General features: G+C 57.5%; 17 protein-coding genes. 6 read left to right on the forward strand and 11 right to left on the reverse strand.

Annotation, left to right across the window (positions count from 1 at the left end; all coding sequences use genetic code 11):
- The first annotated feature begins 13 nt into the window (after positions 1 to 13).
- Positions 14 to 214 (forward strand): hypothetical protein, encoded by a 201-nt coding sequence (locus FE783_RS06765; RefSeq protein WP_138878581.1) that lies wholly within the window; start codon positions 14 to 16, stop codon positions 212 to 214.
- A gap of 7 nt (positions 215 to 221) precedes the next feature.
- Here the strand turns inward: FE783_RS06765 and FE783_RS06770 are convergent, their stop codons facing one another.
- Positions 222 to 4,703 carry a DEAD/DEAH box helicase gene (locus tag FE783_RS06770; RefSeq protein ID WP_138878582.1) on the reverse strand — a complete coding sequence of 1,494 codons (4,482 nt, stop codon included), beginning with the start codon at positions 4,701 to 4,703 and terminating at the stop codon, positions 222 to 224.
- 306 nt (positions 4,704 to 5,009) lie between these two features.
- On the opposite strand from FE783_RS06770, the gene FE783_RS06775 reads away from it, so the two are divergent.
- Positions 5,010 to 6,644 carry a hypothetical protein gene (locus tag FE783_RS06775; protein WP_138878583.1) on the forward strand — a complete coding sequence of 545 codons (1,635 nt, stop codon included), beginning with the start codon at positions 5,010 to 5,012 and terminating at the stop codon, positions 6,642 to 6,644.
- Positions 6,645 to 6,940: 296 nt separating this feature from the next.
- Positions 6,941 to 7,999 (forward strand): hypothetical protein, encoded by a 1,059-nt coding sequence (locus FE783_RS06780; protein WP_138878584.1) that lies wholly within the window; start codon positions 6,941 to 6,943, stop codon positions 7,997 to 7,999.
- 332 nt (positions 8,000 to 8,331) lie between these two features.
- Here FE783_RS06780 and FE783_RS06785 read toward each other — a convergent pair whose 3' ends face one another.
- From FE783_RS06785 to FE783_RS06810, 6 genes are all read right to left on the reverse strand, one after another.
- Positions 8,332 to 9,156 (reverse strand): aminoglycoside adenylyltransferase domain-containing protein, encoded by an 825-nt coding sequence (locus FE783_RS06785; RefSeq protein ID WP_138878585.1) that lies wholly within the window; start codon positions 9,154 to 9,156, stop codon positions 8,332 to 8,334.
- A gap of 237 nt (positions 9,157 to 9,393) precedes the next feature.
- Complete coding sequence (locus FE783_RS06790; RefSeq protein ID WP_158301648.1) at positions 9,394 to 10,821, reverse strand: ABC transporter substrate-binding protein; 1,428 nt, start codon at positions 10,819 to 10,821, stop codon at positions 9,394 to 9,396.
- The gene (locus FE783_RS06795; protein WP_138878587.1) at positions 10,802 to 12,238 is read right to left on the reverse strand and encodes an ABC transporter permease; all 1,437 of its coding nucleotides are present in this window, start codon (positions 12,236 to 12,238) and stop codon (positions 10,802 to 10,804) included. Before FE783_RS06795 ends, FE783_RS06790 begins: the two co-directional genes overlap by 20 nt.
- Positions 12,239 to 12,252: 14 nt before the next feature.
- Positions 12,253 to 13,395, reverse strand: coding sequence for an efflux RND transporter periplasmic adaptor subunit (locus FE783_RS06800; protein WP_158301649.1), 1,143 nt, complete (start codon positions 13,393 to 13,395; stop codon positions 12,253 to 12,255).
- Between the two features lie 47 nt (positions 13,396 to 13,442).
- Complete coding sequence (locus FE783_RS06805) at positions 13,443 to 14,366, reverse strand: carbohydrate ABC transporter permease (protein WP_138878770.1); 924 nt, start codon at positions 14,364 to 14,366, stop codon at positions 13,443 to 13,445.
- A gap of 34 nt (positions 14,367 to 14,400) precedes the next feature.
- Positions 14,401 to 15,363 (reverse strand): carbohydrate ABC transporter permease, encoded by a 963-nt coding sequence (locus FE783_RS06810; RefSeq protein ID WP_138878589.1) that lies wholly within the window; start codon positions 15,361 to 15,363, stop codon positions 14,401 to 14,403.
- A gap of 123 nt (positions 15,364 to 15,486) precedes the next feature.
- On the opposite strand from FE783_RS06810, the gene FE783_RS06815 reads away from it, so the two are divergent.
- Positions 15,487 to 16,167 (forward strand): response regulator transcription factor, encoded by a 681-nt coding sequence (locus FE783_RS06815; protein WP_138878590.1) that lies wholly within the window; start codon positions 15,487 to 15,489, stop codon positions 16,165 to 16,167.
- Positions 16,164 to 17,780: a sensor histidine kinase gene (locus FE783_RS06820; protein WP_138878591.1), complete on the forward strand. Its 1,617-nt coding sequence runs from the start codon at positions 16,164 to 16,166 to the stop codon at positions 17,778 to 17,780. The genes FE783_RS06815 and FE783_RS06820 overlap by 4 nt, the downstream gene beginning before the upstream one ends.
- A 4-nt stretch (positions 17,781 to 17,784) precedes the next feature.
- Here FE783_RS06820 and FE783_RS06825 read toward each other — a convergent pair whose 3' ends face one another.
- Positions 17,785 to 18,663 carry an aldo/keto reductase gene (locus FE783_RS06825; protein ID WP_138878592.1) on the reverse strand — a complete coding sequence of 293 codons (879 nt, stop codon included), beginning with the start codon at positions 18,661 to 18,663 and terminating at the stop codon, positions 17,785 to 17,787.
- A gap of 182 nt (positions 18,664 to 18,845) precedes the next feature.
- Between FE783_RS06825 and FE783_RS06830 the strand changes: the two genes are divergently transcribed.
- Positions 18,846 to 20,198, forward strand: a complete 1,353-nt coding sequence (locus FE783_RS06830) for an extracellular solute-binding protein (RefSeq protein ID WP_158301650.1) — start codon at positions 18,846 to 18,848, stop codon at positions 20,196 to 20,198.
- 116 nt (positions 20,199 to 20,314) lie between these two features.
- On the opposite strand, the gene FE783_RS06835 is transcribed toward FE783_RS06830, so the two are convergent.
- The 3 genes from FE783_RS06835 to FE783_RS06845 form a co-directional block, all read right to left on the reverse strand.
- On the reverse strand, positions 20,315 to 21,196 hold the full coding sequence (locus FE783_RS06835; protein WP_138878594.1) for an amidohydrolase family protein: 882 nt from the start codon (positions 21,194 to 21,196) through the stop codon (positions 20,315 to 20,317).
- Entirely contained in the window at positions 21,186 to 22,451 is a 1,266-nt protein-coding gene (locus tag FE783_RS06840; protein WP_158301651.1) for an aspartate aminotransferase family protein, read from the reverse strand. The genes FE783_RS06835 and FE783_RS06840 overlap by 11 nt, the downstream gene beginning before the upstream one ends.
- Before the next feature lie 119 nt (positions 22,452 to 22,570).
- The gene (locus tag FE783_RS06845) at positions 22,571 to 23,611 is read right to left on the reverse strand and encodes an alpha/beta fold hydrolase (protein ID WP_138878596.1); all 1,041 of its coding nucleotides are present in this window, start codon (positions 23,609 to 23,611) and stop codon (positions 22,571 to 22,573) included.
- Between the last annotated feature and the right edge of the window lie 17 nt (positions 23,612 to 23,628).

The following is a 23,628-nucleotide window of genomic DNA, read 5'->3' on the forward strand; positions in this document are numbered from 1 at the left end:
AAGGATGTCGACCGTGGGTACCGTCAACGTTTCCGGGCTTGAACCCGGCTTCTTCATTACCGTCGCCATATTCATCTTATTTATTTTGTCCATGCTCGGGATGGGAGTACTTAGCCTGTTCCAGCAAAAGGTTCGTCCCGGCATCGCGTACTTTGCAGCCGGCGTCGCGGGAATTATTGTTTTTGCCGTCGTGATCAACGTAATGTACGTCTGACCTTGGCTCATACGCTTCTCAAGCTGCTCGGCCACAATACGAACGAATCGCGGTCGGACTCCGCACCGATGCGCCTGAACAGGTCGGCTGCTTCGGTATTCGGGGCGGCCGCGCCGTTCCAGCTGGCCACAACGATTTTACGCAAGCCGGATTGCCGCATCATGACGCGGATCGCCTCCAGTACGACCTCGGCTTCCTCCCCTTCTTTCGCACACGGTCCGGAATCGACCGTCACGAACCGTTTCCCGTTATTCTCGATCCACAACACCCAGCGGCCCCGCCGAAAAACGAGATAATTGCCGGGCTTGCGCGCGAACGACGCCGTCGTCTGCTCCGGCCACTTCAGCATTGCCCCGTAAGGGTTGGCGGGATCGACGGAAGACAGGACGACCGTCTCCTCCTTGATAGAAGCCGGAGGTTGTCTCAGCCGCTCCACCGTCTCCATGGTCGATACTTGCATATGCGTAATGCCGTCGATCCAGAATCCTTTGGCGAGCATTCCCCAATCTTCCAGCTTGCGCATCGTGTCCTGCAAGTTGGCCGCTTCCGATGGAAGATGCCGCACAAGGATGTCCCGCGTGATGACCCCATAGCTTTGCAGCAGATGATGAATCCACGCGACGACCGTCTTCTCCTGCGAGCCCGCCGACACGGCATCCGATGCGGCGCCGCTCTCCGCCGGCGCAATCGCATACCACCTTCCCAAACCCGATTGGAACCCTTTTCTTGCGGACGTGCGTGCTCCCGCGCCCTGGCCGTGCATACGGATCGGAGCAAACTGATCGTTGGACACGCGCCCTTCCCAGACGAGACGCAGCAGCTTCTCCATCAGCTCGGAAGGAGCCAGTCCCGTATCCCGGCTGAGACCGGTCAAGAAGCTCGCTCCTTTGCTGCGGAGCAGCGCAAGTAGCTCCGGTTCGGCCGATGCTCCGTCCGTATGCGCGAATGGGGCGTAAAGCTCCTTCGAGTCGGCCAGAAAAAAGGCGATCCGCCCTTCCTTCTCCCCTTCATCCTTCCGGCCGAGCCATATCGCCTCGCCGCCGGCGCACAGCAGATCGAGCATATCCTTCTTATAATCGGCTACCCGCAAAGGAAAGACGAACGATTCCCAGTGCGATACCGGCAAAAAGTGGCCCTGCAGACCGGCAATCGCCTGACGCAGCCCGTCGATCCCGGACAAACGGCTGTCCGGCGATACGTGCTGTAGTCCGAGCAGCAGCTCGCAATACCGGTCCGGCCGTACCGGTTCGGCTCTCCGGCGCATTTGTCCAATCGAGAACCGCAGCAGCCTGGATGCGGCGCTCCGGCTCGTCCAGATCGGCTCCTCGGTCGATTCGGCGAACGGAGAACGTTCAATCGTACCGTCTTCCTCCCATTTGCGGATCCACTCGTCGGCCCGTTCCTTCGCTATATCGTATCGCTCGGCGAGCTGATCCGACGTAAAGGCGATTTGCCTCTCGACATACCGTCTCAAAATAAAGGAGGCCGAAACCGGGTCACCGGGAAAAGCGGCATACGTTTCCGTTTCGTCCGAGCAGATCCACCTGCGCTCGCCGCGTATCGTCACTTCCGTTATGCGCCTTGTTTCCCGCAGCTGTTCCAGCGGCTGTTCGGCCGGAGTATCCGAACCGAGCCGGTTGCGAACCTCGCCCAAAGTCAAATCGCCCTGCCGCTTCAATAATCGGTACAGCCGATCGACCGGATCGGGCGGCCGGACCGTAATCGTCCGTTCGGCGCTATCCTCCCCAGGCTGCCCGGACTCGTCGTAATGCTGCTGCGGCCGGGCTGCGGGATTGTATTCGAAGCCGCCGTCTATCCAAGCTTGAGCTTCCTCCGAGTCCATTATCCCTTGAAACGCCGACGGCTCGAAAAACTGCCCGGCCAGCTGCTTGCTGACCGTAAGGAGCCGGTACTGGATATCCTGCGGGACGGCATCGGACTCATAAATCGCCGTATTGACGAACTCCCATACGAACTGGGAGGCGAACGGCGACGGATAGCCGGTATGGCGCGTCTCGAACTTGACCTCGCCGCTGTGAAGCCCTCTCAGCAGCTCCTTGACCTGTTGCGGATCGAGCGAGTCATACATGCAGATCCTCATCGTTTCGCGGATGAGCGGGAATTTGTCGGCATAGGGCAGCGATTCCTCCAGCAGCCGTTCGCTTCTCATCCGCTGCTTCCACAGCGGAATTCGGGAGAAGCCGCGCGCAAGCAGCAGCGATGTTTGCGCCAGATGGCGGAACGTAATGCCGAACAGCGGAGACGAAGGAATCGCCTCGGCCAGCAGCTCTTCCAAATTATCCTCGGTTACGTTCAGCCATAAATCGGCATAAGCCGGCTTCCAATCCGAGAAAATGAACTCGATTCCGTTATCGCGCACATAGGCGTACAGCTTCGATTCCGCCCTCGCTTCGTACAGACGCTGAAGCGCAAGCAGCCACGTACGGTTCGTTCTGCGCCCGAACATCGTATGAAGGACGAGATGATGCCGCTTCACGTCGTCCTCGTAGTGCTCGACTACGATTTTGCGGTGATGCGGCACGATGCATGCGGACTTCTGCGCTTCGACAAGCCCCGCGAGCGAAGCGGCGGCATGCTCGTCCATCCTGTATTCCGCCATCAGCCATGCAGTCGTTGTCGCCTCGGCCTCCGACCCGGCTCTCTGCTCCAAATGCTCCAGCAGCTCCCCGACTTTGCGGGACAGCTTGTACGATCTGCCGACGCCGTCTCCCCGCCAAAAAGGAATTTCGCTGAACGCGTTGGCCGCTACTTCGGAAGCGTATATGCGATCGCCTTTGATCGAAACGATCCGGTAAGAGGACGTCCCCAATTGAAACACGTCTCCGACCCGGCTCTCGTGTACGTACTCTTCGTCCAATTCGCCCAAATGGACCCGCGCATCGGCATGATATACCGGATAGGCGGAGCTTTGCGGGATCGTTCCGGCTCCGGTGAGCACGGCCGCGGACGTTTGGCGAATCCCCCGCAGCAGCCCGCTTTCGCGATCCCATTCCAGCAGCGGCCGGCAATGCGGGTAATACCCGGCCAGAATGCGCAGCGCTTCCGTCAACCGGTCCGTCGACACATTCCGGAAGCTGTCGCTGCGGCTCACCAGAGCGAGCAAATCGCCGACCGGCCATTCCCCTGCCGCCACCATCGCCGCCGCCTGCTGGCAAAAAACGTCGATCGTTCCTTCGGGAATACGGATTTCCTCGATTCTCCTCGCCGCAATTTCTTTGGCAAGAACGGCGCATTCGGCCAATTGGCCGCGATGGCGGGCCACGATAATTCCGCGGCTTACGTCTCCGACCGAATGTCCGGCCCGGCCGATTCGTTGGATGCCCGACGCGGCGGATTGCGGCGAATCGATCTGGATGACCAGATCGACATGCCCTACATCGATGCCGAGCTCCAAGGACGATGTCGCAACGAGACAGCGAAGCGTACCGTCCTTGAGCGCCTTCTCCGTCTCCAGCCTCCGCTCGCGGGACACGCTGCCGTGATGGGAGCGCGCCATTTCGACGCCGGCATGGTCGTTCAGATGGAGCGTCACCCGCTCGCACAGCCTGCGGTTGTTTACGAAAATAAGTACGGAGCGGCTGCCTTCCATCAGCTCCATCAGCCGGCCGGCGATAACGGTCCATATTTCCGACCGTTTCCCTCTCGCCGATATCACTTCAGGCATCGTGACGGTCACGTCGAACGTCTTCGCCATCGCGCTTTCCACGATCGTAACCGGACGCTCCCGGAGTTCCGGACGTCCGTTGCCCGCTCCGGCCTCTGGCACGTCCGTCCATCCGCCGAGATAGCGCGCTACCCGCTCCATCGGATTGATCGTCGCGGATATGCCGATGCGCTGCAGCGGCCGGCCGCACAAATGCTCAAGACGCTCCAACGTAACGGACAGATGCATGCCGCGCTTGTCCTCCGCCAAGTCGTGGATTTCGTCCACGATCACTTGCTCCACCGTGCGGAGCGTTTGCCTCGCCTTCTCGGAGGCAAGCAAAATATAGAGCGATTCCGGCGTCGTCACAAGCACGTCGGGAGGATTCCGCAGCATCGAGGCTCTCGTGCTCTGGGTCGTATCCCCGGTCCGGACTCCAGCGCTAATGCGAGTCCAAGGCGTGCCGGAATGTTCCTCGTATCGCCGGCCGTACTGCTCCAGCTCCTTAACGAAGCCGAGCATATGGTCATGGATATCGTTGTTCAGCGCCTTTAACGGGGTTACATACAGCAGGCGGACGCCGGCAGCGCCGTGCTCGCTCCTCCCGAGTGCGATCCGGTTCATGCAAGGGAGCAGTGCGGCCAAAGTTTTACCCGAACCGGTAGGCGCAGCCAGCAGCACATTGTGACCGGACGTTACAGGCTCCCACGTTCTTCGCTGAATATCAGTAGGCTGGCCGAATTTGTCCCGAAACCATGCCGCAATTACGGGATGACAGCCTCGTCCCGGCCCCTCGGCCGTCTCCCATCCTATTATGTCGCTCATCTATTACCCGCCTTTCCGTATCCGAACGAATGTATGTTCCGATTATATCACGGATTTCCTGAATATTGAAAAAATTCGTCACCCTTGGCGGTTCCATGTTGAAGTGCAAATATTCCGAATAAAAGGATAAAGAATTCGGCTTGCGGCCCGGTTATGATTACAGTAAGAAAAACGTCTATCGACGTACTTCAAGGATGAGCGACCGCGTTTAAGAGGAAGTTTCTCTTGGTAAAGAATGTCGTATTTCGCTTTTCACTTTAGCGAATTTTAAACATACGTTAACGAAAAAAAAGGAGCGATGCACAATTGGACCAACAAACAGGAACGAATCGACCCGAAAGCGCGGGTAAGTATGAAGCGGGCCGCGGGAAGCGGCTGACCCGGAGAAAGCTGCTCGCTTCGATGGGCATGGCGGGGGCCGCTCTCGCTTGCGGAACCGCGATCCGGCAAACGATGGGCGACGCCGGCCCCGTCGGCTCGATGACTACGGTATCGGCTGCGACTTATTCCACACCTCAGCCCGCCCCGGCTTACCCGGAGGTCGATTTCGTCAAGCTTCTCCGCGATCATAACGAAACGGCTCCCGCCCTGTACGCGCAAGTGACCGGCAACCGCAGCGTGGATGTGTTGATCCCGTTCAAAGGAAAACGCAGCGCCCACTACTCTTTTGCCAAAGATCCGAACGATGATTTTATCAAGCTGATGGGAGGCTCGGTGTCCAGCATCGAAACGGACTATATATCGACCGGAGCGGTAGATTACGCCTCCAAAACCGGAACATGGGTAACGGGCTTTCCGCCGAACGATTATACGATCCAGGTCGGAGCGACGTTCACGCTGACGTTCGTCGGCACCGGGTTCGACTTCCAGCATTATACCGATAACCGGGGCGGCGTCTGGGAGTTCAGCGTAGACGGCGCAGCGGCCGCGACTATCAGCACGCATGTTGATGCGGTATCCCCCGCCAGAATCGTATCGAACGTAGCTCTGCAGCCGGTCGTCCGGGGCTTGGCTAACGGCAGCCATACTGTCGTCGCGACATTCAAGGGCGACGATCCGGCTCATGCTCCATCTAGCGGAACGGGAACTTCGAGAGGCTGGGTGCGCAATGCGGCGAACTATGCGAACAAAGACGACAAATACCGGACGGCGATCGTTTACGGACCGACCCAGTCGACTAGGCCGATCAAGCTGTTCGAGGCGCTGCATGCGTGGAGCAACAAGGAATTCGCATTAAACGTCACGCCGACCGGCTCCGGCTACCCTGCCCAGTGGCTGCCCGAGCACGTGAATGTCGCAACCGTGTTCGCCGTCTCCCAGCACGTTTATTTCGACGATACGGAAATCACGAATTGGACCCCCGAAGCGACCATTCGCCCTGTCCAATCGGTCAAAATCGTGCAGCAGCTGATCGGGAGGCACCCGAACGATCCGGCGAACCCGGTCGCCGAAATTTATTGCGTTCACACCGTCAACGCTGGCGGCGTGTCGGTCAAAGCCAAAATCAAATGGTTGAGAGCGGTTACAATTTCGGCCGGCTACGGCATGATGTTCCCGGTTGCGGGATCGTTTGCCAGCAAGTTCGTAACAAGCTTAGGCGGTACTTACGATGCGACGGCGACAAATGGAAGCGCTACAGATTTGACAGAGAACGACCGGTCTGCAAGCTACGCATACGTCCATGGCCATACGGGAACGAACGGCGAACCGGATACCGTAGTCGCCATGACGGTTCACGATATCGCGAAGACGTTCCGGTACGGGCTTCCCGGGCGCAGAAGCACGGGCTCGATCGTCTGGCTGCAGCACCGGGACGCCACTATGCAGAAGGTGTATCCGCATGTATTCGATCGTCACGACGCCGCTGCCGGGGACACGTACGAATGCGGCGGGACGTACTTTATCGGCGAGCTTCCGCTGGCCAGCCGTTTTTATGGGTGAACCGGTACACCATAGACAAAGGAGATCGATCATCAACAGCGACAAGACTGCCGACGAGGAGCGGCAGCCTGTTATCGCAAATTGGCAAGCTAACTCCATAAGGAACGGGTCTCTTTGTGATAAAGAGGCTCGTTTATGGGTCAGTGGCGGCGGATTCGCTTCAGCCATAACGACTACCGCCGCTTGCTGTCAATTCAGTTAACGAGTAAAAAATAAATATAGTGAATAGGTCTGAATTCGCTATGGAAACATTTTCCGAGGGAGGTTATGATAGACCCATAAGGAGTGATGTTAACGTGAACAATCAGACGATTCCGTATGACGCGAACGGTGCTCGTGCCTCCGAATCCGCTGCGCAAGAGCAAACGGATTACGTTCAACTATTAAAAGATCATAACGAAATTCCCGACACGCTATATGCCAAAGTGACGGGAGACCGCATCGCCGAAGTGCTCGTACCATTTAAAGGAAACCGGTGCGCCCATTACGGCTTCGGCAAAAACCGCAACGACGACTTCATCTTGTTCCGGAACGGGGCCGTCTCCGACCTGGAGCCGGTCGCGTTATCCACTGGCGGACAAGGGTTCGCCGCCGTCAAACGTTTCGACGTGTTGATGCCATGGAGCAACAAGGAATACGCCATTTGCGTCTCCCCGGCGGAATCCGGATACAAGCATCAATGGCTGCCCGAGCATAATCAAGTCGGAACGGTATTCGCCGGAACGCAGCGCCTCTATTTCGACGATACGGAAATAGCGGAGTGGGCGCCGGATGAAGCGTTCCGCCCCGTACAATCCATACGGATCGAACAGCGCATGTTGGGCATTCATCCCGATGACCCGTCGGCTCCCGTCGCCGAAATCGATTGCTCGCATACCGTCGACCGCAATGGGGTACATGTCCGCTCCGCCATCCGTTGGCTCCGGCCCGTTTCGATCGCGGCAGGGTACGGCATGATGTTTCCTGTCGTCGGTTCGTTCGTCGACAAGCTCGCTACCGGCCACGGTAATCTATACGAAGCGACCGCGACGGACCGGAGCAAGACGAATCTGATCGAAGACGACCGTTCGGAGAGCTACGCTTTCATCCATACGCCGGAAGGCCCCGACGGCCAGCATGAAACGATAGCCGCCATGAACGTTCACGACATCGCCGCAACGTTTCGATACGGTCAGGAAGGACGGCGCCGGAACAACTCCGTCGTATGGATCGAGCACCGGAACGAAGCGATCCAGAAGCTGTACCCGCAAGTATACGACAACCATACGGTACTTCCGGGGGAAACATACGAAGCGTCGGGCACTTACTTTATCGGCGAGCTTCCGATCGCGAAGCAATGGTGGAGACAACAGTAGCAAGATGAAATGATGGAGATGAGTGACACGGTCCCCCTCTCCGAAGTGGAAAACATGCATCTATTTTCGGCGATAACAACTATAACAGGCGCATCAACTGGAAAACATGCATGTAATCTGCGCCATTCGTGCAAATCCGGCTACTTGGGCCGCAAATAACTGGAGGTTCTCCCTTATACACCAGCACATTCACAAAAAACGTTGAAAGAACTGTACCTTTTCCATTTCGTGCAGACTGAACTTATTTTGCACCTAATCAAAACCCCCAGCCCATATGGACCGGGGGTTCGCGCTATTGTCCACGTTTTGAAGTGTACCGTGGCCTTTTCGCGCTATAAGCCGCGATTGCATTCCGCATGTATGTGTCGCAGTAATGCCACAAGGTCGTGCAGACGCTCCTCTTGGGATTGGGACGAATAGTGCCGTTCCGGCTCCCTCCGCTTGACTGCGACCGCTTCACGGATTATAGGATGCCACCGTTCGGGCATGACGCGAAGTCCGTATTCGCCCGCGCCCGTCTTGCTCGTCACATCCCGCTCCCGGATCGTGTACAGCTGCCGCAGCATGCCGAGCGTGCACCATTCGACCGCCTGATCGATCTTATCGGCTGAAACGTTACTCCCCGCGTTACCAGGCGCTTCAAGCAAAACAGCCAGACGGTTCACCCACCCTAACCAATAGCTGTTCATGTTCTCCCTCACATAGCCGATCAACGGCTCCACCGGCGTCTCGTAATCAAACGGAATGAATCGGCCGTATACACATATTCCATGATGCTTTAGAATCCACCAGGTGACCGGATTCAAGTCCGCCCCCTTCCCATCGGTATGCAGCCGCTTGCCAAAGTACGTCGGCACCGGACCGATCTGCTCCGCAGTTTGACCAAGCTGCTCCCGGGTCAAATACGCACCCATAATATCCGTCCCCGGAATCGCCTGCTCCACTTCCTCGTGAGCTTCCGCTATAGCCTGTATGCATTCCTGGCCCGGCGGATGACGGACAATCGCGATGAAATCGATATCGCTCGCCCCTTCCACATAAGCCCCGAGCGCGGTTGAACCGTAAACGTAGAAGGACTCGATATAAGTTTCCGGCAATCTGTTCCGAAGCGCACTGCAAAGTCGGCTCATCGTCTTTTTCACGGTAGTCGGCAGCATGGAAATCCCCCTTGCTCATTTGACAGCATGATCCCATTGTAGTTCAGACTGCGGGCAATAGGAATGGGCGAATCGTGATAATTCCATCACGACTCCATGACAAATCCCCCAAAAGTGAAGCTGGCCTCCGAAGCCGATTCCTATTACTTTTGGGGGAGCCCCCGTATCGACTGAAATTGGCTCCGCATAATTTCCATACTATGACAAAAACCCGTGGTCTCCCACGGGTCCGCCGCCTCATTCCTGCAAATACGTGTTTACTTTGTTCTGAACCGTCTTGGCTGCTTCCTCGGCCGACTTCTGCCCGGAGAAATAAGGCGCGGCTTCCTGCTCGATTATGGCTTTTATTGTCGGATCGGTTTCCGCGTAAGTACGGACGCCCGCGAGCGCCTGCTCGATCCGGTCGATATCTTTTTGCTCCGGCGGCTTCGGCGAAAATTCTTTGCCGTCCTTCCCGATCATCTTCAGCTGCATTTTTCCGTTGCTCGCGCCGATTTCTTTGAGCTGCTCCTGACGCGCAAGGCTTGCCTTCTTGTGGACGGCGAAGCCCTGCAATTCGCGGGTTTTCTGCATGTCCTCGGATAGCAGGAACTTGACGAACTCCCACGCCTCCTTCTTCTGCTTCGACTTGGCATTGATCGACAGAAGCGTGTCGGAGGTAAACGATAATCCCTTCGTATCGTTATAGGATGGAACGTTATACAAAGCCCCGTTGCCGGCGAACTGCATCTGCAGGATCATGATCATATCCTCGTATTGGATCGGCGAGAACGTTTGGAACAGTACGTTCGCCCGGTCGAGCTTCTCCTTCGTGATCAGCTTGGCATCCGACATCGCCTTGCTCAGCTTCAGCATATCCGTGAACGACTGGCTGTCGAATTTTTTGGCGGACCAATCGACCAGCTTGCCGTAGCTGGAATCGACCATCAAGGAGAACAGCCCGGCCGCATCCGTGTTGACCAGCGCGAAGCCGTCCTGTACCCCGTCCTTGTTCGCATCCTGGGCGAAAGGCTCGACGACATCTTTGAAATCTTTCCATGTCCATTTGGAATCGGCGATCTTGGCGCCTCCGAGCGCGGACTGATCACCCACGAGCCAATTGAACGAAAGCTTGGCCGGCAGCGCGTAGATCGCGTTTTTGTATACCATCGCGTCGAAAACATTCGTGTAATAGTCCTCACGTTTGAATGACGAGTCGTTTTTCATCAAGTCGCCGATATTCTCGAGCAGCTTCTTGTCGGCATATTTCTTATACGGGAAGCTGCCGTCGGTGACGATGATGTCCGACGCTTTCCCGCTCATCAGCTCCGTGTTGACGGTGGTGACGAACTTCTCCGTATCTTTCGGGTCCGGCTTATCCCCGTTGCGAACGACCGTTTTGCCGTCGGTTTTCGGAGCGGCGATCGTTTCCTTGATTTCAATTTTGATGCCCGGATGACTTTCTTCGAACTTCTGCTTCGCCAAATCGAGAAAACGGTTGGACGACTTGACCGACAGCGTAACGGTAACCGGTCCTGACGCTTCAGCCGGCTTCGCCTTGTCGGCCGACGCTCCGGCATCCGCGCTTCCGGTTGGCGAGCCTCCTTTTCCTCCGCAAGCGGCGAGCGTCGTCATCGATAAGATGACCCCGCCGGCGATAATCGTTTTATAGATGTTGTTCCGCATCGTTGCTTCCACCCTTTCGAATAGTTTCATTCCGCCCGGGCGATTTCGAATTCTGCTTCGACTTCGCCATCAGTGCGGCCAATCCAAACAAACCGCCGAGCACGAACAGCTCCCGTCCCCGGATCACGTAATCGGCTCCGGCCCACCAGGCCGCTACCGCACAGACGAGTACCGCGCCGCCGAAAAATAACGCCAGCCGTACGAGCCGGCCTTCCGGCGCCATAGAAGTCATCGCCCACTCGCGCACGCCGATCCAGAACAGCGGCAGGCCGATCCAAATGCCGGCTGCCGTCAGCCGGGTGACCAGCATATTCACCCGTTCATGGAGAAGCTCGCCAGGAGACGATACGTATCCCCTTGCCGCCGTCAACGACTGCCACCATTCCAGCCATTTGTCGCGGTAAAACGTCCAATCGATCAGCACGTCGGGAACGAGCTCGGCCGGAACGTAAAACCTGTGCCGTATCGCGGCATAAAGGGCGGCGGCGCAAGCCGCCAAAACAAGCAGGGACCCTGCATCGAACGCAAGCTGCTTGCGGAAGCGTCTAACCGCATCCTGCCAATCCAGGGTGGCGGTTCCTTGTCGCATGAGCCCGACCGAACGCTTCAACCGGCCGGCCGCAAGCCGCAAGCCGAGCAGAATGGCCGCCGCTCCCGCCGCCGCGAGCAGCAGCTTCGGCTTTTGACCGACCCAATGCTGCTCCGTGACATAGGTGACGATTTTGTAACGGGACGGCTGCTTGCCGATACCGGCAAGCGCGTTCTTCGCATCGGCGACGCCCGTCACGACGGCCGTCGGTCCCGCCTCCAGTTCGATCGTGGCGACTTTGACCGCGCTGTCCAAATCGACCATCGTCGTAATCGGCACAAGCACATCCGGTCTGCCGTCGTCGGTCATCCGATCAAGAAGCGTGTCGGGCTGCTCGTATACGCCCACGATCGTAAAAGTCGAACCCATCAGCCGCAGCTTCATGCCGACGACATCCCGGTTCATAAACAGCTTTTCCGCCAAACGGGCGCTCACGAGCGCAACCCGCGAATGCTCCTCGATCGACTTCGCGGTGAGGAGACTTCCGCGATACAACCGTATGTGGGCGAAGCTGTCGTATCGTCCGCCCACTCCGATAACATCCGCCGATACGCTGTTGTCTTCCGTGGAAACCGCGGCCGCCGTCCGTGCAGAGTAGGCGGCCGCCCTTCCCCATTTCTCGGCAAGCTTGTCGGCTTCCGCAATCGTGAGTCCCGCCGAGCCGGTCGGGCCTGCAGCCAGATCGACGTTGACTACCAGCTTGTCGAGTCCCTTCGAACCGTTCGACTGATGCCACTCGGCCAATATCGATTCTGATAAACCGATGCCGGCGACCAGCAGCAGCATTCCGACGAAGACGATCCAGGACGTCAGACGTACACGTTTCATGCCTCCTCTCCCCCTTACTGCGCCATCATGACGCGGTCCCCGTCCCGAATCGGCTTGCTGCCCGACACGATGATTTGATCGATCGGGCTAACCCCGCTCTCGACGGACGCTTTGCCATCGTCCGCATCTCCGATCGTCACCGCTGCCCGCACGGCATAAAACTCATTGCCGAGCGGTCCTTTCTTCTCCTTCAGGACGTAGACGTATTTCCCGTTCTCGTCTTCGCGGACGGCTGCGTTCGATACGAGAAACCTGGACTGCGCCATCCGTTTGGAAACGAACAGTTCCCCCGTCTCTCCGCCTTTGAGCCTGCCATCCGTCAACTCGACGACCAACTGCTTACGGTCGCCCGAGGCGGCGGAGCCGGCTGCGCTTCCCGTGACGGGATCGTCCACTTCGATCAATTTTCCTTTCACTCTCGCATTGTTAAGCGAGGAGACGATAATTTCGACCTCGTCCCCCACGTTCACGTATTTCACCTTGGAGGAATCGATCGTCGTTTTGAACTGATACCCTTTCGACAAATCGGTCACCCGGGCGATCGCCTTCCCGCTTGGCGGGACGAGCCCTGCCGAGGCATTCAATTCCACGACTTTGCCGGCGACGGTCGATACGAGCTTCGCCCCTTGCGCGAGACGTTCCCGGAGCTGCTTGATTTTACGCTCCTGGATTTGCATATCCAGCGCGGCGCTGGCCAATTCCCGCTCGAGCGACCGGCTCTGCAGCTCGTTGCCGCTCTTCTTCGCTTCAATCAAATTATCCTGCAGCTTCCCGATACTCAGCTTCTTCTGCTCGAATCTCGCTTCCTCGTCCAGCAGCGTGTCGCGGGCTTCCTCCGTCTTGAAGGTGACGAGCGTCTGCCCCGCAGCTACGATGTCTCCTACCTTGACGAGCACCTGATCGACCGTGAGGCGAGTATCCAGATTCATATCCGCAATCTCGGCCACCTCGACCGTTCCCGTACCGGATACTTCGTGCGACAAAAATCCGGCCGCCGGCTTTTCGACCGTCACTTGAGGCAGCGTGAAGTTGAGCAGCGTATTGGAAAATAAAGTGAGTATAATCATCAAGAGAGCAAACGCGGCGATGACGTTGCCGACGGTCCGTTTTCTCCCGGACGATGCGATTGACTGAGGCGTTATGTCCACCGACTCCATGACCGATCGTTCTCCTCCGTTCATCTATGATTTGGACCGCGCCGGCGCTAGCCTTTGATGCCCGACAGTTGGATCCCTTCGATAAAATAGTGCTCGGCGTATAGCATGATGAGCAGCATCGGCGCCATATAGATGGCGCAGGCGGCAAACGCGATTCCCCGCTCTCCCTCGCCGATTACGGACAAATACACGGACAGCGGCTGCTTGATCGCATCTTGCAGGAAAACAAGCGGCTGCTCCACCATATTCCAGTTGTCGACGAAGGCGAGGATCGCGAGCGCGGCCAAACCCGGCTTGCACATCGGCAGAACGATGCCGAGGAAAATGCGCAGATGTCCGGCCCCGTCAGCGCGCGCCGCTTCGATATAGCTGTACGGCACAACCATCATGAACTGCCGGATCAGAAACACCCCGAACGCTCCGAAAATGCCCGGGAGCACGATCGCCCAGTGGGAATTCAGCAAGCCGAGCTTGTCTGCGACGATGAAGTTCGGCACAAGCGTAACCTGGAACGGCATAAGCATCGTGACGATGTAAGCGAAAAACAGCGGCTCCCTCAACCTGAACCGGAGCTGAGAGAACGCATATCCCGCCAAAGCCGCCACCACAATCTGTCCGGCGATAATCGGCACCGTGATGCGGATCGAATTCCAGAACATGATCAAGAACTGCTGCTTCTTGACAAGGACGTCGTAATATTGGGCGAGCGTCACTTTGTCGGGAATCCATTTCAAATTGACGTATGTACCGGCGATGCGCGGATCGTCCGCATTCGATTTGTTTTTCGATATGGCATGGAAATTTATGGATATTTCGCTTTCGGCCATTAGCGAGTTCGTGAATGTCAGTACGATCGGAAATATGAATAACGCCGCCAGGCCGAGCAGAATTACGGTCAACCCCGCCTTCCGCACTTCCGCTCCGATCCGCCTCTTCGTTCCCCGTACCCGGGCAGCGGAAGCCGTCTCCATATCCGGTGGCATAGTCCCCCTCCTTCCCCGGGCTTTACCCGAGCGACTTGGCGATTCGTCTCTCGACCCGGAACAGAACGAACACGAGAGCGACGATGACGACGGCCATCAGAAACGCGGCGCTGGTCAGCTTCTGGTAATCGAGCGATTTGAACATGTTGTTCATATAGTGCTGCAGCATGTAAATGCGCTCCTGAGGATATTCGCCCGCGATCATGTAAGTTTCGCGGAACACCTTGAACGAATTGATGATCGACATGATAAAGACGAAAAACGATGTCGGCGTCAAGCATACGAGCGTAATGGAACGCCACTGGCGGAAACGGCCCGCGCCGTCGATCGAGGCGGCTTCATAGTATTCCGCCGGAATGTTTTGCAGCCCGGCCAGAAACAGCACCATGTTGTAACCGACATTTTTCCATAAATAGACGATGACGACGACCCAGAACGCCATCCCGCTTTCCATCCAGTCCTGCGGTTTATAGCCCATGCCGGCAAGCCAGCCGTTCAAGCTGCCGTTCAAGTCGAACACCACCTGCCAGACGAGTACGACGGAGGCGACCGGGATGACGAGCGGCGCCAGAAAGCCGATACGGAACCAGTTGCGCAAGTAGACGCTTCGGTTCAGCAGCATCGCGAGCAGCAAGGACAGCAGCATGTTCAGCGGGACGCTGATCGAAGTAAACAGCAGCGTATTGAGGGCCGCCCGCCGAAACACTTCGCTCCCGATCAGCTGGGCGTAATTATCCAAGCCGACAAACGTGCCGTCGATCGGCGCATCCAGCAGCGAATAGGTGAACCCGACGCAGAACGGGATGAGAAAAAAGACGGCGAATCCGATCAGACTCGGAGCCAAAAAGAGACCGGCCACCCACCCTTCGCCAAGCCGGAAAAGGCGTCTGCCTTTGCCCGCAGCGGGCTTAACGGCGAAACCCGTCTGCCGGTCGGGTCGTCTCGTACGGATACGCAAATGCAGCCGTCTCCATAGGTTGTTCATGTCGTTGTTGCACCCCCGCCTTTCGTAAGCTTGATTTGCAAAATGGCTGCGAGAGTATCGTAATCCGTCAATGTGACAACCGTGTGAACTGGTGCTACAATGGGGGCGGGAGCGTGGAAGAGTATGGGGAAAACAATTTTGATCGTCGAAGACGAGCTCAAAATGCGCCGACTGCTCGTCGATTATTTGAGCCATGAAGGGTATGAAACCATTGAGGCGGCCAACGGACAGGAAGCGATGGAGAGGTTCGATCCGGAGCGGATCGATCTGGTCATCTTGGACATCATGATGCCGTACATGGACGGATTCGCCGTCTGCAAATCGATTCGCGAGAAGTCCGGCGTGCTGATCGTGCTTCTGACCGCGAAATCGGAAGAATACGACAAGCTGCAAGGATACGGCTTGGGCGCGGACGATTACGTCACGAAGCCGTTCAGCCCGAAAGTGCTCATCGCCAAAATCAAGGCGCTGTTCAAACGGCTGGACGGCGATACCAACGAAGCCAAAGGAACGATCCGGCTCGACGGGCTCGAGCTGAATCCGGAAGGGCACGAAGTCCGCGTCGACGGACGCCCGATTCCTTTTACGCGCAAAGAATACGAGCTGCTCGTTTACTTGCACCGTAACCGGAACATAGCGCTGTCCCGCGAACAAATATTGGATCAAGTATGGGGCTTCGACTACGAAGGCGACATCCGCACGGTGGATACCCATATCAAGCGGCTGCGGCAAAAGCTGGAGCGCAAAGCCGAGCTGATCGCCACGGTCAAAGGATTCGGGTACAAATTCGAGGTGAAACGATGATACGGCGCTTCCGCAAAATTTCCACGAAGCTGTTCGTGCTCACTTCGTTGTTCCTGACCGTCTTCCTGACGCTGCTTATGATCGTGCAGTCGAGCTTCTTCGAATCGTATTATGAACGCAAAAAAATCAATGAGCTGCGGAGCGCTCTGGAATCGTTCAAGTCCAGCTACTACAAAGAGCAGGACGAAGTGAACAAATTGACGGAGCAGTTCCCGGAATTCGAGAAGCGCTACTCCGCCACGATGGCGCTCGGACAAGTAAAGGACGGGTTAATCCTGCTCGGAGCCCAGCCTCGTACGACGTTCATCCAAACGGTGGACCAGACGGGCAATGTCCTCCGCATTCAGACGCAGCAATCGGCGATCGGGCTGTCGCCGGACAACGGGCTGAAAACGATCATCTCGGCGATGAACCGTTGGCGCGAGAATTCGGGGCTTGTCCGGCAAGTGCTGGACTTGGGAGATACGGTTACATTCACGAGTAAAATCGCCGAGGGCGGGGCCGGGGCCAGCTCGATCGCCGTCGTTACCCCGTTAAAGAACGCGATGACGACCGATCATGTGCTGCTGGCCGTCTCGTCGCTGCAGCCTGTCGGCGAGGCGGCGAACATCGTGCGGGATTTCTACGTCTATTTCCTGCTGCTTGCAATTGCGCTGATCGTACTGCTTACTTACGTGTTCTCGCGGATGATATCGCGTCCTCTCGTCAAGCTGAACGTAGCGGCCGGGCGGATGGCCAACCTGGACTTTTCCGCCAAATGCGATGTCGAAACCCGAGACGAGATCGGCAGCCTCGGCGGAACGCTCAACTTTCTATCGCAAAATTTGAACGATACGCTCGGACAGCTTCATTCGGCCAACGAGAAGCTGAAGGCCGACATCGAGAACGAGAAGCGGCTGGAGCGGCTGCGCCGGGAGTTCGTCGCGAGCGTCTCCCATGAGCTGAAGACGCCTATCAGCCTGATCGGCGGATATGCGGAAGGACTGCGGGACGACATCGTGCAGGGGGAAAGGCGCGAGGAATATTTGGACGTCATCGTCGAAGAAACGGAGAGGATGGCCAGCATCGTCAAAGATATGCTCGATTTGTCGCAGCTCGAGGCGGGCAAATACAATTTGCGCCAGGAGCCGTTCCGGATCGGCGCGCTGGCCGGATCGCTGACGGATAAAATGTTCGTTGAGCTGAAGAAGCGGGTCGTCTGCGCGGTCGAGCTGGAAAGCGCGGACGCCATCGTTTACGGGGATGAATTCCGCATCGGCCAAGTGCTGACCAATTTGCTCGGCAATGCGATCAAGCATACTCCCGAAGGCGGCAAAATCCGCATCAGCACAGAGGAAGGGCCCGGCAGCGGAGTACCGGGCGCGAACGGATGCGTGCGCATCGAAGTGTACAACGACGGCGATCCGATTCCCGAAGCGGACTTGCCGTATATTTGGGATACGTTCTACACCGTCGACAAGTCGGGAAGCCGGGAAATCGGCGGCGGCTCCGGCATCGGACTCGCCATCGTCAAAAACATATTGACGCTGCACGGCAGCGAATTCGGCGTCCGCAACGTGAGCGGCGGCGTGCTGTTTTACTTTACGCTGCCTCTGATAGACGAGGAGCCTTAATCGGTCAAGCGATGGAAGTCGGAGCGTCGAACGGACTGCCGTACTCCGGAATTGCCGCGAGCAGGGCGCGCACCTCCATGTCGTCCAATGTACCGAACTTCTCGACGGCGGCGACGATTTTCGGGAATAGATGGATATCGCCGGCGCTTGCGAAGCCGTGGATGCCTTCATGGGATAGGGCGTAATGTACGCAAGCGTCGATCGTCCTCTGATCGTCGAACGGTTCGTACCAGGTCGCATGATTGCGCGTCTGGCCGACTGCCCACGGTCCTTTGGCCACGGCCTTGATGACGCGCAGCGGCACATCCCTGTGCTTCGTCTCTTCAACAAGCGCATCGAACGATCGGCGGTATTCCGGCAATCCATACAAATAATAATTGAACGGTGTGAGCACCGTCTCGAAGGCGAAGCGGCGGAGCGCCTCCAGATGGACCGCGGGTGCGGAATGCCCGTGTCCGGTTATGCCGATATGGCGCACGAGCCCTTCCTCCTTCGCTTCGAGCGCCGCTTCCAAAGCGCCTCCCGCCGAGGTGCATTTGTCCAGCTCCTCGATCGTGCCTACCGCATGAAGCTGCAGCAGATCGATCGTGTCGGTGCGGAGCCGCTCAAGCGAACGGTGTATTTCCTCTTTCGCTTCCTTTCGGCCGCGATGCGCCGTTTTCGTCGCCAGAAATACGTCTTTGCGTATTTCCGGCATCCATTTGCCGAGCCGCACCTCCGAATCTCCATAGCTGGCCGCCGTATCGATATGGTTGACTCCGTGCTCCAGCGCGAACGCGATCGAGCGGTCCGCCTCATCCTGCGTTACGCTGCCCAGCTTCGCCCCGCCGAACAGCAGCACCGAGCTGTCGAAACCGATCGTTCCCATCTTTCGTTTCAGCATATGTACACGCCTCCTTTGCTACCTACTATACGCTCTGAATCGGGGGATGAAAAGCCCCTCCGAGCGTCGCGGGCATTATGGCCATTCGCATATAAAATTCCGGGAGAATCATGTATAATCAAGGTACATGTACCTATCCAATGCCTTTATTCTCACGCCGGAAGGAGACTCATCCCAGAAGTATGCGCAGAGCGAGCGATTTTCTGTACGTCCGATTATATAAAACGTTGAAAGAGCAAATTTTGACCGGATTGATCAAGCCCGGAGACTATCTTCTTCCGGAAAACGAATTGTGTAAATATTACGGGTTAAGCCGGAATTCGGTCCGAAAAGCGTTGGATGAGCTGCATAAGGAGGGACTTGTCGTCAAGCGGGTCGGGTTAGGCACGATGGTGCCTGCCGACGTGTCGTTTCAGCAAGGCGACCGGAAAACGCTGCGCATCGTCGCCCCTTTTCCGGCCTATTTCGTCGATAACGGACTGCATGTCATCTGCGAAGCGTTCCGGCACAAATACCCGCATGTTGACGTCCATGTCCTCAGCTTTCCCTCAGATACGTTCATCGAATCGATACGCCAAAGCGACCGGATGGGCTTCTGTCCGGATATTGTGCTGATCGGGGAAAGTCAGCTTGCCATTGCGGAAGAACAAGACGTCTTTGTCGATCTGGGACCTGTAGTCGGCGGCTCGCTGAAAGGGGTATATCCGAAGCTTCGCGACGCGTTTTGCCCGAAGGAGGCGGTTAAGGCAGTACCGATTACGTTCTCGCCGACCTGTCTCGCCTATAATCCGGATTTGTTTGCCGCCGCGGGAATCCATTTGCCGGGTCCCCATTGGACCGTCGACGATTTCACGGAGGCTGCCGAACGCGTCACATCGGCAACCGACGGCCGGATCGACCGCTTCGGCTTCAGCCTGTTCACGTCGCTCAGCCGCTGGCTCGTATTCGCCTTGCAGAACGGGATGCGGCCCGATTCCGGGGACAACCGGCCCAAGATCGCCATGGCGCTCGACAGGCTGCAGGATTGGCTTCACCGTAAAAGGATCGCCACCGTCTACACGGAAAGCAAAAACTTGATCAACCCGTTTATTTACGGAAAATCGGCCATGACCTTGACAACGCTGTTCGAGATGTCGACTTGGGCGGAGCGCGGAATCGACTTCAAGCCGGAAATCGCGCCGCTGCCGTTCGGCGAGACGAAATCGACTCTGATGCAGGCCAACCTGCTGCTCGTGCCGAGTCAGTGCGCCGACCCCGGCTTGTCGTCGGAGTTCGTAAACATGGCGCTGCAGGCCGATGTGCAGCAGACGATGTGCGAAAGTACGATTTTTTTGTCCGTCCTCGAAACGGTGAACGAGGCGGCAAGATCGGAAGCCTTCATGCACGCCATCAACATCGGCGGCGGCTTGATCGATAATAACTATTTTTTGCATGAGCTGCTGGATCATCAGATGGACCAGACCGATCTTATGGCCGAGATGAGCTTGTTCTGGCTTGGTCTGGAAGACGCCCGCACGATCGCCGAGCATTTCTGACCGCCGGCCGAGCCGTTGGCTTGAGGGCGCCGGATCGGTCACGCGCGACATCGTAATTCCAAACAAAACCCCTGGCCGCACGCGGTCAGGGGCTCTTTGCCTAATCGGTTTAATACTTATTCGATCCCGAGCAATGCGGCGGCATGCCCCCGGCACAAGGCGGCGCGTTTGTCCACCCCGATATCCGCTGCGGCGAGCTGCAGGGCGGTCGCCTCCGGCACTTGGATCGGGAAGCACGAGCCGTAGGCGAGCCGGTTCGCCAAGCTGCCGCGGCTAAGCGAAGCGATGGCGGCTATTGGCCCGTTCGTAAACCACAAGTCGAGCATCACCTTATCCGTCTTATGCCCCGCATTCAGATGTTCGCTCACGCTGTCCCATTCCCGGGCGCGCAATCCGCTGAGAATGACCGGCATATCTTCTCCGGCCAAACGCAGCATTTCCGCGATCTCGTGAAACGGCACCGGAACTACCGGAAATCTCGGATGAGTGAGCCTCTCATCCTCCAGCCTCGTGCATATATGAAGCGGCAGCCCCCGCCCTCTGAGCCGTGCGATCAGCTCCGCCGCCTGCGGCGACGTCAAACTGTATCCGTGATAGCCGGGAACTAGCCGGATCCCCTTCGCGCCTTCCTTGACGGCCCATTCGAGCTCCGGCTCCCAACCGGGCTCCGCCGGATTGAGGATGGCGAACGGCAGCAGCCGCTCATCGCGAGCCGCTTCCCGGAACAGCTCTTCGTTGCCGGACCTCGTATCGAAGCCGAAGATCGAAGCGATATGGCTGACGCACATCGCACTTAACCCGAGCCGGTCCGCCATGGCGGTCAAATCCTCGGCCGTTGCGCGAATTTGCAGCCGTGTCGGCCACTGGCCCATGAATGCCGTCAAGTCGATCGCCCGCTCTTTCTGAAAGGGCTCGAGCAGCAGCATAGCCGGATGAACCGATTCCTCGCTAACTGCCGTTTGAACTTTCCCGACTGTTGATTCCGCGTTACTTGCCATCTTCCGAACCTCCGGTCAACTTCAAATATTCATCGCAGGCGCGTTCGAGCCGTGCGAGCGCTTCGGCGACATCTTCATCCCGATGGCTGAAATTGACATACGAGACGTTGTACAGCGATACTCCATGCTTGTAGGCGAGCCGGAAAAACAGCGGCAGCACCGCACTGCCGGTTTTGCCGTCCGTTGCGCCGAAAGTCGGACATGGCCAAAAACCGCGAATCGCAGCAGGGATGCCTTTGCGTTCAAACATCCGGTTCAGCGCGCCCCATACCGCCTCCCCCTGCTTCCACAAAAATCCGCTCACATCATGGCTGCGGTATGTGTCCATACACGCTTTCGCGGCTGCAAGCGACAACGTCTCGCCCCCAAATGTGGAAGAAATGACGACTTTGCCCGGCGCGCAGCACGACATCACTTCTTTGCGTCCGGCATACACGGACAGCGGCATCCCGTTCGCAATTCCTTTACTGAAAACGGCGAGATCGGGCGTTACGCCGAAATATTGCTGTGCCCCGCCGATAGCGATGCGGAAGCCCGTAACGATCTCATCGAAAATAAGCAGCGAGCCGTGCTTGTCGGCAAGCGCCCGGACGGCCGGATAGAACGCATGGCCGGCTTCCATCGAGCCGTAATCCGCCGCGATGACGATCGCGGCAATCTGTCCGCTGAACTCGTCGAGCAACCGCTCCAAGGCGGCGATATCGTTCCAACGGCAAGCATGATGGAGGCTGCTTACTGCAAGCGGCACGCCCGGCAGCACTTGCGCCGTCCTTTCGGGCAGCGCCGCTCCTCCGACCGCATTGCTGTTCAGCCACCCGTTGTAGCCGATCTGCACAATATGGTCGCGGCCCGTATAAGCGCGCGCCAGCTTGATGCATGCGGCGATCGCTTCCCCGCCCGTCTTCAGAAACCGCGCCTGTTCCGCGCATGGAATGAGCTCGGATACCATCTCCGCCACCTCGCATTCGAGCGTGTGCGGATGACCGTAGATGATCCCGTTGTCGAGCTGGCGGCGAATCGCCTCATCGACGGCCGGGTAGCCATAGCCGAGCGTTACCGGACCGAGTCCGTTGCGGAAATCGATATAGTCTCTGCCGTCGGCGTCCCACACCCGGCAGCCTTTGCCTCGCACGATAACCCCCGGCTCCTCCGGCGCGTACAGCGGCGCTTTCGATCCTGTGCTCGTACCGCAAGGGATCGCCTTGTTCAATCTTTCCGTCCATTGTTCGGAAACGGTAGCTTGTATGTCCTGCATCGTATGTTTCCCTCCAATTGGGAACTTTAGCGGAATTACCGCCTTACTGACGACCGGGGTTTTGTTGACCGGCATGTCCCGGACGTCAGAGAGCAGGTACGTTCTTCCGTTAATGTTCCTTATTCCGCCTTCAGCTGATCATCCATCCACCGGTAAGCCACTTCTCTGACGGGGCGCGGAAACTCGTGCTTGCCTCCGCCCATATAAGCGGCAAACCGGCTTCCCTTCCCCATATCCGCGTAAAAGTCGCCGACCGTCTTAACGCCCTTTCCGATAGGCTCCCAATGGGGAAAAATAGTATCGTTCTGCGTGTACCAAACGAAAACCGACCGCGGAAACGTCAGCGCCAAAATTTCATTGAATTCGAACGGAATACGCCCCCGTCGCAAAAATTCATTCAATTTCGGAAAATGAGTGAACCACTCCTTGCGCTTCCCCCAACGCTCCGGTCTCGCATCTCCGGCGAACGTGCTGAAGCCGCAACTTACTACGGCCGCCTTAATTCTTTCATCGAAGGCGGACAACAGAAAAGCATTGTAACCGCCGAGAGAATGACCGATCGCCGCAATCTTGCCGCCGTCCACAAAATCCAGTCCGCACAGCAGCTCGACGCCTTGGCGGTGATCGTACAGCATCTTGCCGATCATCGACCATTCCGGGTACCGCTCCTCGAATGGAGCGGTCTGGAACGGATGCGCTCCGGCATAGACCCGCTCACCCGCGGTTAGCACGTCGGGAGCGAGTACGACATACCCCCGGGCGGCCAATTCGATGCCGTAAGCCAGTTCCGGATCGCCGGCAATGCCCGCCACTTCGTCTTTCGCGGCAGCGAACGTTTGATGCATGGCCACCACCGCAGGAAGTCGCCCCGCGCTCCCGGTATTCGGAGGAAGCAGCAAATACGCGCTCACGTGATCGTTGTCGTATGTCGAATACCGAATTTTGCGCAATTCGATGCCGTCCCTCACCGTCGTGCTGCCGAGCGTCGTGAAGCTGACCGGCTCCGGCTCGGGTATGCCCCCGCACAAGGACAGCAGCCGGCTCGCAATGTCGCCTCTCCGTTCGTCCCACAGAGCCGAAGTTGTATGCCCCGAATCCGTTTCGATTGAGAAATGCGGCAATAAATCGGGTATACTTCCGCTCAAGGCATAGTCCATCATCGCAGCTCATCCCCATT

This window comes from Paenibacillus mesophilus, assembly GCF_005938385.1.
Taxonomy (GTDB): Bacteria; Bacillota; Bacilli; order Paenibacillales; family NBRC-103111; genus Paenibacillus_AB; species Paenibacillus_AB mesophilus.